Below are 12,842 nucleotides of genomic sequence, written 5' to 3'. Positions count from 1 at the left end.
GAGTCTCCTCGTTACGGAATTTACACATTTGCTCAACGATCTCACCGTCGGTAATCGGAGCCTCACTACCCGACGATCATGCCACCCCCAACCAGCACCTCACACGGGGCCGGCGGAAGCGAAGGTCGACAGGACAGCCGCGTCTGTCGCGGCCGCCACGGCTCAGCCGGTGTTCGTGAAGCGGTACTTCAACTGTTACTACGACGAGGGCTGCTTCGCGACGGCGGTACTGCCGAAGACCTGGCGGGCGATCCGCCTGGGCACGAACGAGTACCGCTTCGCGGACCGCACCGCACCGCGGATGATCCGGATCCGAATGAACATCGTCAACGGCCCCAGCACCGCAGTCGCCGCGAAACGCAAACAGGCCGCGCTGAAGGGCACCCGCGGCCTCAAGATCCTCAGCCGGAAAACGACCACGATGAAGTCGACCTCCGGCCAAGGCCCCCTCACCGTGACAACCCTCGTCTACACCTACCGCAGCGGCTCCACCACCCGCTGGGTCGCAACCCGCTACATCGCGATGTGGAACCTGAAATCCGCCAACGTCGAAATGACAGTAGGCGGCCGCCTCAAGGACCGCACCTTTCTCACCAAGGTCGTCGACAAGGCCAGCGCCTCCATCACCCTCGCCGGCTGAGCACGTCCGGGAGGTTGCCGAGGATGGTGAGGCGTTTGGTGGCGCGGGTGATGGCGACGTAGAGGTCGGAGAGGCCTCGGTCGGATTCGGTGGTGATCGTGGCGGGGTCGGCGATCACCACCGCGTCGAATTCGAGGCCTTTGGACTGGGGTACGTCGAGGAGGGCTACCGTGCCGTCGAGGACGGACGGGTCGTGGCTGTGGGCAACTTCTGGGAGTACGGCGGCGAACTCGTCGTACCGGGAGGCGGGGACGATCACGGCCAGGCGGCCGTCGCCGATCGCGTTCTGCTCGAACTTGATCGCCTCCCGGAGTGCGTCGGTCAGGCAGCCGGCCGGGACCGGGTCGATGAACGGTTCGACGCCGGTCTCGCGGACCGAGGTGGGCGGTTTCAAGGCCGGGTCGATGGCGGCGAGGACGTCGGCGGCGACCGTCATGATCTCGGTCGGGGTGCGGTAGTTGACGGTCAGTTCGGCGGTGCGCCAGCGGCGGGCGGCGTACCGGTCGAGGAGTTCGGCCCAGGACCGGACGCCGGCGGCCGAACCCGTCTGCGCGATGTCGCCGACGATCGTCATCGACCGGCGCGGGCAGCGGCGCATCAGCATCCGCCAGTCCATCGCGGACAGCTCCTGGGCCTCGTCGACGATGACGTGGCCGAACACCCAGTCGCGGTCGTAGGCTTTGCTCTCGGCGCCAGTAGCAGGTCGGTTGAACACGCGCGTGCGCTGGGCGATCAGATCCTTGAACTGCTCGATCTCCCACGGCTCGATCGTGATCCGCTCGGCGGTCAGCTCGATGTCGACGATGCCGTGCGCGTACTCCCGTCCGGCCTCCTCGGCGGCAGCGTCCGCGGCCGCCTGGCGCTTGCGGCCGACGACGACGTCCGCGGTCTCACCGAGCAGTTCGGCCGCTTCGTCGAGCAGCGCGACGTCCGACGGAGCCCAGTCCGCGGTGAGTGGACGCAGTACGGCGGAACGCTCGGAGGGGCTGAGATGCGGCGCGGCGGCGGCGAGCCGGTCGTCCGAGGAGAACAGCACCGAGACGAGGAGCGGCGGTGTGAGCTCGGGCCACAACCGGTCGAGGAGTTCGAGGACGCGGTCGTCGTCGAACAGTTCCTGCTGGATGTCCTCGATGTCCGCGTCCCCGACGTACTGCCGGCCGATGCGGTCGACGACCTGCTTGGTGAGGGTCTTGAGGATGCGCCGCACGAACAACGGCCGAGCCCGGTTGTGCAGGGGCTGTGCCGCGAGCGCGCCTTGCTGTGCTTTGCGGATCGCGCCCGGCCGGAGCACAAGCTCGTCCTGGTTGACCTTCAGCCGGATCGGCTCGGCCGGGACGACCCGGAAGCCGGCGATCGCCTGCGCGATCACGTCGGCCATCGCCAGATTGCCCTTGATCCGCGCAGCCTCGGCCGGCTCGGGCGCCGTCGCGGCGACGCCGGGGAACATCTCGCTGATCGTCGCGAGCACGACGTCGGTCTCACCGAGCGAGGGGAGTACCTGGTCGATGTAGCGCAGGAACGTGCTGTTGGGGCCCACGACCAGTACGCCGCTCCGCCCGAGTTGCTCGCGATGCGTGTAGAGCAGGTACGCCGCTCTGTGCAGCGCGACCACGGTCTTTCCGGTACCTGGGCCGCCCTGCACCACGAGCACTCCGGGCAGGCCGGACCGGATGATCTCGTCCTGCTCGGACTGGATCGTCGCGACGATCTCGTTCATCCGGCCGGTGCGGCTCGCACTGAGCGAGGAGAGCAACGCCGCCTCGCCGATCAGCGTGCTGCGTTCGCCGTCGTCGATCGCGGCGGCGTCCAGAAGGTCGTCGTCGACCCCGATCACCGTGCGGCCGTGCAGCCGGATGTGCCGGCGGCGCTTGACGCCGAGCGGCTGGGCGGCGGTGGCCCGGTAGAACACCTGCGCGACCGGCGTCCGCCAGTCGATCAGCAGTGGGTTGTAGTCGTCGTCGAACAACCCGATCCGGCCGATGTGGAACCGTTCGCCCGCGGTCTCGTCGATCCGCCCGAAACACAATCCGCGTTCCACCGACGACAATTGCGAGAACCGCCCGGAGAACAGATCCGTGAACGACTCCCGCTCCGACCAGGCCTGATCCGTCCCGGTGGTTTCCTCGCCCTGCACCCGTCCCAGTTCACCGCGCGCCTTTTCCCGCAGCACGTCGAGCCGCTCGTACATAGCCGTCACTTCGCCTTGCTCTACAGCGATCTCCTGCTCCAGCACCCTGCCCCCGATCCCTTGCACAAACCCGAAGAGTTTGATAATCTGAACCTAGAAGCCCGAAGAGGGCTTCTTTTTCGTTTACGGCACAAACACCCCACAGTACCTTTCCGGGGCATTTCACCGCAAGAGATTCAGAACGGGACTGAGCACACCCGCCGGGTCTGAGAACAGGTTTTCGCGGCTCTCCTGCTCGATGTGTGGGCGGTGATTGGTGCGCGGGGTCGGGGTTCCCGGGGGATTGAACAGGTTATTGCGTGTCTCCAGCAACCAGTTCCTGTCCACGGCCACCAGTTCGGCACGGGACTGGGAACGCTGAGTCGTGGATCGAGGCTGCGGTTGACCGCCCAAGTCCACGACTCGAGGAACCGTGGGTGGGGTGGTCAGCGGCTGAAGCCGGCGGTTAGGCCGCTGAGGAGTTGGCGGCGGCTTACGGCGTAGAGGATGACGATGGGGAGGGTGGTCAGGACTACGGAGGCGAGGACTGCGGGGACGTTGACGCTGTACTGGCCTTGGAAGGTCCAGAGGGCCAGTGGGAGGGTGCGTTTGTCGGGGCTCTGGGTGAGGATCAGCGGGAGCAGGAAGCCGTTCCAGACGCCTAGGCCGTTGTAGATGCTGACCGTGACGAGCGCGGGACGAGTGAGCGGCAGAGCGAGCTTGGTCATCATGCCCCACTCGGTTGCGCCGTCGACCCGCATCGACTCGAAGAGTTCCTTCGGGACGTCGCGGATGAAGTTCGACAGCACCAGCACCGACAGCGGGATCGCGAACGCGACCGACGGCAGGATCAGCGCCAGCAGGCTGTCGTACAGATGCATCCGGATGATCAGCAGGTAGACCGGGATGATGGTGGCCTGCAGCGGGATCGCCAGCCCCATCAGGAACAGACCGTTGACCCCGGCAAGGAACTTGCTGCCGGCGCCGCGGATGATCGCGTACGACGCCATGAACGCGATCGCGACCGCGGGAAGGATCGTGCCGATGGTGACGATGACGCTGTTCAGGAAGTACCGCGGGAAGTCGGACTCGATGACCAGCTTGTAGTTGTTCGTCGTCGGCGCGGACGGCAACGCGAACGGGTTCTGGGCGAAGTACGCGCTCTGGTCCTTGAAGCTGGTGACGACGATCCAGTAGAGCGGGACGAGCACGATCGCCAGCCAGATCCAGCCGGCCAGTCCGCCGAACCAGTTCAGCTGCAGCAGTTTGCGGCCGTTGAACGAGGAGTTGCGCGCCGGGCGGGTCGCCGTACCTGAGCTGCTGGTGGCCGTGGTCAGATCGGAGGCCATGTCACGCACCTTCCTGCTGGCTTGCGGTCGTACTGCCGCCCAGGCGGCGCAGCAGCAGTGCGAGGGCCAGGCCGAGGAGCACGATGAGGGCGGCGATCACGCTGGCCGGACCCATCTGGTTGGACATGAAGCCCCGCTTGTACATGTCGAGAGCGAGTACGCGCGTGGCGTCGCCGGGACCGCCCGCGGTGAGGACGAAGATCAGGTCGAAGAACGTCAGCGATCCGACCACCATCAGCGTCGACGACGTGATGATCGTGTACTTCAGCTGCGGCACGGTGATGCTGAAGAACTGCCGGATCCGGCCGGCGCCGTCGATCGCGGCGGCCTCGTACATCGTGGTCGGGATCGCGCGGACGCCGCCTTGGTAGATCAGCGAGTGGAACGGGATGAACTGCCACGACACGATGAAGATCACCACGCCGAGCGCCAGGTTGCTCTTGCCGAGCCAGTCCTGCGTGAGGAAGCCCAGCTGCAGGCCCGGGCCGAGCCCGAAGTTCGGGTCGAGCAGGGCCTTGTAGGTGATCGCGATCGCGGCCGAGCTGAGCAGCAGCGGGATGAAGTACAGGACGGCGAGGAACGCGCGGTACCGCTGCCGCCCGGCGAGGAACGTGCCGAGCAGCAGACTCATCGGGGTCTGCACCAGCCACGACAGGATCATGATCTCGAAGGTCACCAGGATGCTGTGCGGCAACTGGGAGTCGGACAGCACCGACTTCCAGTTCGACAGACCGGCGGCGTGGATCGCGCCGAGGCCGTCCCACTGGGTGAAGCTCAGCACGAGTACGCCGATCAGCGGGACGACCCCGAACACGGTGAACAGGACGAGCGCGGGCAGCACCATCCAGGCGACCGGACCGCTCCGCCCGACGCCGGACGCGGGCTTGTTACGCAGACTGCCCGGCGGTACGGGCGGAGCGACACTCACTGGCCGATCACCGCGTTCATGTTCGTTGCGAACTGCTGGGGCGAGATCGACAGCTGGAAGAGCTTGGCGATGTTGTCGAGCAGCGTCTCGGCCTGGGTCGGGCTGAGTGCCTGGTCCCAGGACTGGGCGAAGTTCTTGGCGTTCGCCGCGGTGTCGTAGACGAAGTTGAGCCACGCGGAGTCGTTCTTGTCGGTGATCGACGAGAGCTTGTCCTTCGCGCTCTTCACGACCGGGATGTTGCCGGACTTCACCCACGCCTCGACCGTGGCGTCGTCGAGGGTGTTGTTCGCGATGAACTTCTTCGCGGTCTCCTTCTCGCCGTCGGTCGCCTTGGACGAGATCGACATGTACTGACCCGGGTTGCCGACCGTGTCGCTCGGGTCGCCCTTGCCGCCGTCGTACGGCGGGAAGTTCATGTAGCCCATGTGCCCACCGGTCACGAAGTCGCCACCAGACGCCTTCATGTTCCCGTAGGTCCACGCGCCGTGCAGCATCATCGCGGCCTTGCCGGTGTAGAGCAACGCCTGGTCGGCGTTGGAGTCGGCGGTGATCGAGGAGAAGCCCTTGATGAACCCGTTCGCCTTGATCAGGTTCTGCATCTCTTCGAGGGCCTTGAGCGCGGACGGGTCGGACCAGCCGTCCTTCTTGCCGTCGAAGATGTTCTGGAAGACCTCGGCGCCGCCGATCCGATCGAACAGGAACTCCAGCCACATCATGTTGGTCCAGCGCGACTGGCCGCCGAGCGAGAACGGCGCGATGCCCTTCTCGTTGAACTTGGGCACCAGGGACATGATGTCCTGCCAGGACTTCGGCGGCTCGGCGCCGATCTTCTCGAACGCGCGCTTGTCGTAGAACAGCACGATCGGCGTCACAGTCTCGCCCGGCACCGCGTAGATCTTGCCGTTGACGGTCGCCGCCGTGAAGGCGGACGGGAAGATCGAGTTCTTCAGGTCGGCCTGGTCCTTGTTCAGCCAGTCGGTGAGGTCCTCGACCTGGCCGGCTTCGACGTACGCCTTCAGGCCGCCGCCGCCCCAGCCCCAGATCAGGGTCGGGCCCTGGCCGGCGCCGATGGCGGTCTTGATCTTGGCCTTGAACGCGTCGTTCTGGAACTCGGTGGTCTTGAGTTTGGTGTCCGGGTTCGCGTCGTTGAACCGCTTGACCTGCGCCTCGCGGATGCCCTGCTGCGGCTGTCCGGTGAGGAACCAGTACGTCGCCCCGCTGCCGGCGCCGCCCGCGCCGCTGGCTCCGGTGGTCGAACCGGGCGTGCTCGACGGGCCGGAACTTCCGCAGGCGGCCAGGCCGGCCGCGAGTGCACCGCCACCGACGAAACCTAGAAAGGTACGCCGGGATGTCGTCATGGGATCCACAGTGATCTCCGTACTCCGTGCTGCCCCCACAGGTTGCGGAAGCACCTGCCGATATGACTTGTTTTCGAAACATAGATTTCGTGAATGGTGCTGTCAAGACTTGAACTAACCCCACTTTGGGGTCACAGTGAGGTCACGTAATCGCCTGCTGCTACAGGGGAATGACGAACCGCTGGCCGAACGGTCGGGTCGACGGAGAGCATCGAAAACTTTTCGATAATTCCTCACCGTTTGGAACGTTCATCAAGGGAGATTTTCTTGTCCATCTCGACTGACCGGCCCTGGCGCGACCCCGCGCTGCCCGCTGCGGAGCGCGCCGGGCTGCTGCTGGCGGCGATGACCCTGGAGGAGAAGATCGCCCAGCTCGGGAGCCGCTGGGCCGGCAACGACATGGCCGACACCGCACGACCCGAGGACGAGACGATCAATGTGGCGCCGATGGAGGACGTGTTCTCGGTCGGCGGTTCGCTGTCCCTGGAGGACGCGAGTCGCGACGGGCTCGGTCATCTCACCCGGGTGTGGGGCAGTTACCCGCAGACGGTCGAGCAGGGCGTCGCCGAGGTGATCCGGCAGCACGAGGTGGTGCTGAAGGAGTCGCGGCTCGGTGTGCCGGCGCTGGTCCACGAGGAGTGCCTGACCGGGTTCACGACGTACGGCGCGACGGTCTATCCGGCCTCGATCGCGTGGGGTGCGACGTTCGATCCGGCGCTGGTCGAGCGGATGGCGGCGGCGATCGGGCGGGACATGGCGGCGGTCGGTGTGCATCAAGGACTGTCGCCGGTGCTCGACGTGGTCCGTGACTACCGCTGGGGCCGCGTCGAGGAGACGATGGGCGAAGACCCTTATCTGGTAGGGATTCTGGGGTCGGCGTACGTGCGCGGCCTGCAGAGCGCGGGCGTCGTCGCCACGCTGAAGCACTTCGCCGGGTACTCCGCGTCGCGCGCCGGACGCAACCACGGACCGGTGTCGATGGGTCGTCGCGAGTTGCTGGACATCATCCTGCCGACCTTCGAGACCGCGATCGCCACGGCCGGCGCCGGGTCGGTGATGAGCTCGTACGCCGACCTCGACGGGCTGCCCGCGAGCGCGGATCCGTGGCTGTTCACCGACGTGCTGCGCGACGACTGGGGATTCGAGGGGACGGTCGTCTCGGACTACTGGGCGGTGCCGTTCCTGGCGTCGATGCACCGGGTGGCGGCGGACGACGCGGACGCCGGTGCGCTGGCGCTGACGGCCGGGACCGACGTGGAACTGCCGGACACGATCGGGTTCGCGGGCCTGCTGGACAAGGTGAAGGCGGGCGAGCTCTCCGAGGACCTGATCGACCGGGCGGCCCGCCGCGTGCTGCTCCAGAAGGTCGAGCTGGGCCTGCTCGACGAGGACTGGACGCCCGAGGGCTCGGTGCAGGCCGGTGGTGTGGATCTGGATTCGGCGGAGAACCGGGCGATCGCACGCGAGCTGGCCGAGAAGTCGGTGGTGCTCCTGGATGCCGGCTCCGTTCTCCCACTGAGTAAGCAGGCCAAGGTCGCCGTGGTCGGTCCGTGCGCCGACGACCCGCGCACGCTGATGGGGTGTTACGCCTTCCCGAACCACGTGCTCCCGCGGTATCCCGAGCGTGGACTCGGCGTTGAGATCGCCTCGCCGTTGGATGCCTTGCGCAACGAGTTGGCGGAGGTCTCGTACGCCAAGGGGTGTGCGGTCACCGGGGACGACCGCTCCGGGTTCGCCGAGGCAGTGGCCTTGGCCGCGGAGTCCGATGTCTGTGTGGCTTTCGTCGGTGACCTGTCCGGGTTGTTCGGGCACGGGACCTCTGGTGAAGGGTGTGACGCGGAGGATCTGCGGCTGCCCGGGGTGCAGGGGGAGCTGGTCGACGCGCTGCTGGAGACCGGGAAGCCGGTTGTTCTGGTGGTGGTATCGGGGCGGCCGTACGCGCTCGGCGAGTATGCGGGGCGCCTCTCAGGGCTGGTGCAGGCGTTCATCCCCGGACAGGAAGGCGCGGCGGCGATCGCCGGCGTACTGAGTGGGCGGATCGTGCCCAGCGGGAAGCTGCCGGTGCAGATCCTGCGGCATGTGGGTGGGCAGCCCGGTACGTACCTGCAGCCGGCGCTCGGGAGTGTCGAGAGCGCGGGGATCAGCGGACTCGAGACCCGGCCGCTGTATCCGTTCGGGTACGGCGCCTCGTACACGGACTTCACGATCGCCGATCTCCGGTTGAGCGTGCCGGAGATCGGCACGGACGGCGAGTTCACCGCCACGGTGCGGGTGGCGAACACGGGCGACCGGGGCGGCGACGAGGTCGTGCAGCTGTACCTGCGCGACGTCGTCGCCCAGGTCGCGCGGCCGTTGACGCTGCTGACCGGGTTCGCCCGGGTGTCGCTCGAACCCGGCCAGGCGGCCGAGGTCACGTTCCGGGTACACGCCGATCGCACGGCGTACACGGCGCCCGACCTGCGCCGGATCGTCGAGCCCGGCGACGTCGAGGTGATGGTGGGCACGTCGTCACTGGACCTGCCGTGTCGTGCCATGCTGCGGATCACCGGGGATGTGAGGGTGGTCGGACACGACCGGGTCCTGACGACTCCGGTGACGGTCGGCGAGGTTGGCGGAGGAGGGTGATGATGAGATGTCGCCGGTGAAGGGTCGCGTGACCCTGGCGACCGTGGCCGGATCGGCCGGCGTCTCGGTCGCCACGGTCTCCAAGGTGCTGAACGGGCGCAGCGACGTCTCGCCGTCGACCCGCGCCCGCGTCCAGGACGTCCTCGAGAAGCACGGGTACGTCGGACGCCGCCCGGACACGGTGCACCGGGACACGATCGAGCTGTTCTACCAGGGCGTCGTCAACGCCTACTCGGTCGAGGTGATCCAGGGCGTGGTCGACGCTGGTCAGGCGGCCGGCGTCGACGTCGTGCTGACCTCGCACCCGAAGCATCCGCCGACGGCGGGCGGCGGCGCGACCCCGGGCCGGGCGGCGGGCTGGATCCGGCAGCTGACTGCCACCGGGCGCCGGGCCGCGATCGGCGTCACCAGCGAGCTGTCCGCCGCCGACCTCGCCGCGCTGGCCCGCGCCAGGTTGCCGCTGGTGGTCATCGACCCCGCGCACACCCCGGAGCCCGACGTGATCAGCGTGGGCTCGACCAACTTCGCCGGCGGGATGGCCGCCGCGCAGCACCTGTTGTCCCTCGGCCACCGCCGGATCGGCTACGTCGGGGGTCCGCCGACGTCCGGCTGCAACCAGGCCCGGCTGAGCGGCTACCGCAGCGCGATGGAGTCGGTCGGCGCCGACGTCCCGGCCGAGTACGTCTGGATGAGCGACTTCCTGTACGAGGACGGGCTGGCCGGAGGGACCAAGCTGCTCGACCTGCGGGAGCGGCCGACCGCGATCTTCGCGGGCAGCGACGAGGTCGCGCTCGGGATCCTGGAGGCGGCGCGGGCGCGCGGCCTGCGGGTGCCGGAGGATCTCAGCGTGGTCGGTTTCGACGACACCGAGGTCGCACGGCTCGCCTCGCCGCCGCTCACCACGGTTCGGCAGCCGCTGCGTGAGATGGGCGCAGTCGCCGTACGGACCGCGCTGCAGCTCGCCGCGGGGGAGCCGGTCGCCTCGCATCACGTCGAGCTGGCCACCACGCTGATCATCCGCGGCTCGGCCGCCCCGCACGGGTTGTCGTCGGTCGCGGCGTCCTGATCAGTGGGCGCAGTCTGATCATTCCTTGCGGTCGGCCAGGAGCTTTGTCGCGAGGACAGCGGCCGCCAGCAGGATCGCGGAGAGCACGGCCAGGAGCGTCAGCGGTACGGCGTTCGCGCCGGCCGTCTTCTCGTCGGACAGGACGGTCATGATCGGGCGGATCGGAGAGATCCAGCGGAGCAGGAGGACGGCGAGGATCGCGGCGGCCGCGGTGAGCATCGCGACGCCGATCCGCGGGATCACCAGCCGTGAGCAGAGCAGGCCGATCGCGACCCCGGTCATCGCCGCGCCGAGTTGCGCGGCCGCACCGACGGCGAGGTCGCCTGCGGTGACGACGTGTTTGCCGGTGACGATCGGGTAGACCAGACCGATCAGCAGCAGCGGGACGCACCAGGTGATGACCACGGCGACCGTCATCGTCAGGACGCGCAGGGAGCTCCCGATCATCACCAGCGTGATCTTCCGCTGGGTCGGATCCTCGTGGTTGACGATGCTGACGGTGAGCCAGGTCGTGCAGACGAGCATCGCCAGCACACAGAACGAGTACGACGACTGCAGCGGGCCGTTGTCCGACGTCGTACCGACGGCCATCGCGGCGAGGAAGATCAGCGTCGGCGGAAGGTACCGCTGGGAGAGCAGGACGCTGGTCAGCAGGTAGCGGTAGAGCGCGCTCACTCGGGTTTCACCTGCCGCACGCTGACGACCGACCAGCCGTGGTTCAGGGCGGTCAGCAGGGCGGCGTCGTGAGTCCCGGTCGGCAGCAGCACGGTCACGCCGGCCTCGGTACGCCGTACCTCCAGGACGTCGGCGTGGTGGTCCCAGTCCAGGTCGGCGCCGGGGAGCAGGTGGAGCTCGGTGAGAGCGGTCTGCTGGCGCGGTGAGGTGAGTTTGCCGCGGTCGAGTTCGCAGACGCGGGTTGCGGTGGAGCGGACGACTTCGGCGGAGTGTTCGGTGAAGGCGACCGCGGCGCCTTGCTCCGCGGTCTCGGTGAGGAGTTCGCGGAGGGTCGAGTGGGCGGTCGCGTCGAGGCCGGCCCAGGGCTCGTCGAGGACGAGCAGCTGCGGCGGATCGAGGAGTGCCTGGGCGAGCGCGACCTTCTGGGCGTTGCCTTTCGACAGTTTGCGCATCGGGGTGTCCGCGCCGCCCGAGAGCGCGAGGCGGTCCAGCAACTCGAGGGAGCGGTCGCGCGCCGTTCTCGTGCTGAGTCCGCGGATCCGCCCCATGTGCCGCAGGTACGCCGACGCCGACAGGCGGTCGTGGGACGTGAACACGTCGGGCACGTAGCTCACCACGGCGGCGTTGCGATGCACCGTTCCCGCTGACGGTCGCGACAGGCCGACCATCAAGCGCAGCACGGTCGACTTGCCGGAACCGTTCGCGCCGACGAGAGCCAGCAGTTCACCCGCGTTCAGGTGCAGGTCGACGTCAGCCAGGATCTCCCGCCGCCCGAACCGTTTGGAGACCTTTCGCAGCCGGACCACTTCCATGCGGCGAGCCTATCCGGGCAAGCGGTCGACTCAGGGCGACGGACACCAGCAGTGACGCCGCTGCGAAGGCAGTCATCGTGGGAGCGGCGGCTGTCAGGTCGGCCATCGCACCGGCGAGGATCGCGGTCACGCCGAAGGTCGTCATTCGGAGCGCGGACTCCAGCCCGAGGACCTGGCCGCGCAGCTCGGGGGCGGTGAGGTCGACGAGGATCTCCTGCTGCGCGAGCGACGCGGCGTACCCGCTGCTGCCGACCGCGACCAGTACGCAGAGCACCGCCAGGGGGAGATCGAACGCGAAACCCAGGAACGGTACGGCGAGCAGGAACCGCAGCCAGCGGGCCACGGTACGGCGGCGCTGCTGGGTGAGGTAGCGGCCGACGACGAGGTCGCCGGTCATCATCCCGGCGGCACCGGCCGCGAGTAGCCAGCCGGCGCGCGAACCGGCGTACGGGACGAAGAGCGCCTCGCAGCCCACGATGAGGCCGTTCGGGAGGGTGAGTGCGAGCAGCAGCGGGCGCGTACGGCGTTGCGCGAGCAGCGTGCGGTTGCCGCGCCACGTCTCGGCGAGGCCGGTGCGCGCGACCCGGCGCGGTGCGCGATCGTGGAGGCCGAAGCGGATGACCGGGATGGCGAGTACGGCGAATCCGGTCGCGATCCAGAGCACGGTCGACGGACTCACTGCCTGCAGGAGCACGCCCGCGACACCGAAGCCGGCGATCTGCATCGCGCCGACCGACAGGTTCATCGCCGATCGGCCGAGCACGAACTGGTCCGGCTGCACGACCTCGCCGAGCAGTCCCCAGCGAACGCCGCCCCCGATCGAGAGCCCGTACGCGACCGCCAGCGACAGGACCAGTCGGAGACCCGGGGAGAGGTCGGCTGCAGCCTGGACGCCGACCGCGACCGCCGACAGCGCCGCGAGCAGCGTGAGCACCCGGCGGGGGCGGGCCGTGTCCGCAGCGGACATCAGGGTGGAGACGCCGAGAACCTGGGCCAGCGACGGTCCGAACATGATGGTCGCCGCGAGTAACGCGGATCCGGTCGCGGCGTCGACCAGGATCGCGAGCGTCAGGCTGGTCATCGTCGAGGACGCGTTGCCCAGCGCGCTGCTGATCCACAGGTTCCGGAATTCGGGGTTGGCGAAGATCGCCCGGTACGTGCTCATGGTCGGCAGCATCGACCGCCGGCCCGGCGTCGCCTACAGTTTCGGGTGGAGGCGAAA

General features: G+C 68.2%; 10 protein-coding genes. 3 read left to right on the top strand and 7 right to left on the bottom strand.

The genetic code is table 11. The annotated features are described in order from the left end of the window. Positions 1-169 precede the first annotated feature (169 nt). Complete coding sequence (locus E0H50_RS33595; protein ID WP_131295027.1) at positions 170-640, top strand: hypothetical protein; 471 nt, start codon at positions 170-172, stop codon at positions 638-640. On the opposite strand, the gene E0H50_RS33590 is transcribed toward E0H50_RS33595, so the two are convergent. The 4 genes from E0H50_RS33590 to E0H50_RS33575 all read right to left on the bottom strand — a co-directional run bounded on the left by E0H50_RS33590 (position 624) and on the right by E0H50_RS33575 (position 6,442). Then, positions 624-2,828 carry a HelD family protein gene (locus E0H50_RS33590; RefSeq protein WP_131295070.1) on the bottom strand — a complete coding sequence of 735 codons (2,205 nt, stop codon included), beginning with the start codon at positions 2,826-2,828 and terminating at the stop codon, positions 624-626. The two genes, E0H50_RS33595 and E0H50_RS33590, sit on opposite strands and share 17 nt — an antisense overlap. A 425-nt stretch (positions 2,829-3,253) precedes the next feature. Further along, positions 3,254-4,156 carry a carbohydrate ABC transporter permease gene (locus E0H50_RS33585; protein WP_131295026.1) on the bottom strand — a complete coding sequence of 301 codons (903 nt, stop codon included), beginning with the start codon at positions 4,154-4,156 and terminating at the stop codon, positions 3,254-3,256. Between the two features lies 1 nt (position 4,157). After that, positions 4,158-5,084: a carbohydrate ABC transporter permease gene (locus tag E0H50_RS33580; protein WP_238151544.1), complete on the bottom strand. Its 927-nt coding sequence runs from the start codon at positions 5,082-5,084 to the stop codon at positions 4,158-4,160. Beyond that, a complete protein-coding gene (locus tag E0H50_RS33575; protein ID WP_131295025.1) occupies positions 5,081-6,442 on the bottom strand; it encodes an extracellular solute-binding protein in 1,362 nt (453 codons plus the stop codon). Before E0H50_RS33575 ends, E0H50_RS33580 begins: the two co-directional genes overlap by 4 nt. Before the next feature lie 267 nt (positions 6,443-6,709). Here E0H50_RS33575 and E0H50_RS33570 point away from each other — a divergent pair, with 267 nt between their 5' ends. Together E0H50_RS33570 and E0H50_RS33565 are read left to right on the top strand one after the other, a co-directional pair. Then, positions 6,710-9,067 (top strand): glycoside hydrolase family 3 N-terminal domain-containing protein, encoded by a 2,358-nt coding sequence (locus E0H50_RS33570; protein ID WP_238151543.1) that lies wholly within the window; start codon positions 6,710-6,712, stop codon positions 9,065-9,067. Between the two features lie 7 nt (positions 9,068-9,074). Then, positions 9,075-10,133, top strand: coding sequence for a LacI family DNA-binding transcriptional regulator (locus E0H50_RS33565; RefSeq protein WP_131295024.1), 1,059 nt, complete (start codon positions 9,075-9,077; stop codon positions 10,131-10,133). 18 nt (positions 10,134-10,151) lie between these two features. Here the strand turns inward: E0H50_RS33565 and E0H50_RS33560 are convergent, their stop codons facing one another. Genes E0H50_RS33560 through E0H50_RS33550 form a run of 3 tightly spaced genes read right to left on the bottom strand, consistent with a single transcriptional unit; the run spans position 10,152 to position 12,785 of the window. Further along, complete coding sequence (locus tag E0H50_RS33560) at positions 10,152-10,808, bottom strand: hypothetical protein (RefSeq protein WP_131295023.1); 657 nt, start codon at positions 10,806-10,808, stop codon at positions 10,152-10,154. After that, positions 10,805-11,620 (bottom strand): ABC transporter ATP-binding protein, encoded by an 816-nt coding sequence (locus tag E0H50_RS33555; RefSeq protein ID WP_131295022.1) that lies wholly within the window; start codon positions 11,618-11,620, stop codon positions 10,805-10,807. The genes E0H50_RS33560 and E0H50_RS33555 overlap by 4 nt, the downstream gene beginning before the upstream one ends. Continuing rightward, positions 11,559-12,785, bottom strand: coding sequence for an MFS transporter (locus tag E0H50_RS33550; protein WP_165547390.1), 1,227 nt, complete (start codon positions 12,783-12,785; stop codon positions 11,559-11,561). The genes E0H50_RS33555 and E0H50_RS33550 overlap by 62 nt, the downstream gene beginning before the upstream one ends. Between the last annotated feature and the right edge of the window lie 57 nt (positions 12,786-12,842).

This window comes from Kribbella sindirgiensis (assembly GCF_004331435.1).
Lineage (GTDB): Bacteria > Actinomycetota > Actinomycetes > Propionibacteriales > Kribbellaceae > Kribbella > Kribbella sindirgiensis.
This window is presented reverse-complemented; position numbering and strand designations above follow the sequence as displayed.

Coding starts and splice junctions, on each gene's coding strand:
- E0H50_RS33555 (WP_131295022.1), bottom strand. CDS start 11,620: ATGGAAGTGGTCCGGCTGCGAAAGGTCTCCAAACGGTTCGGGCGGCGG.
- E0H50_RS33550 (WP_165547390.1), bottom strand. CDS start 12,785: ATGAGCACGTACCGGGCGATCTTCGCCAACCCCGAATTCCGGAACCTG.
- E0H50_RS33575 (WP_131295025.1), bottom strand. CDS start 6,442: ATGACGACATCCCGGCGTACCTTTCTAGGTTTCGTCGGTGGCGGTGCA.
- E0H50_RS33585 (WP_131295026.1), bottom strand. CDS start 4,156: ATGGCCTCCGATCTGACCACGGCCACCAGCAGCTCAGGTACGGCGACC.
- E0H50_RS33565 (WP_131295024.1), top strand. CDS start 9,075: ATGTCGCCGGTGAAGGGTCGCGTGACCCTGGCGACCGTGGCCGGATCG.
- E0H50_RS33590 (WP_131295070.1), bottom strand. CDS start 2,828: ATGTACGAGCGGCTCGACGTGCTGCGGGAAAAGGCGCGCGGTGAACTG.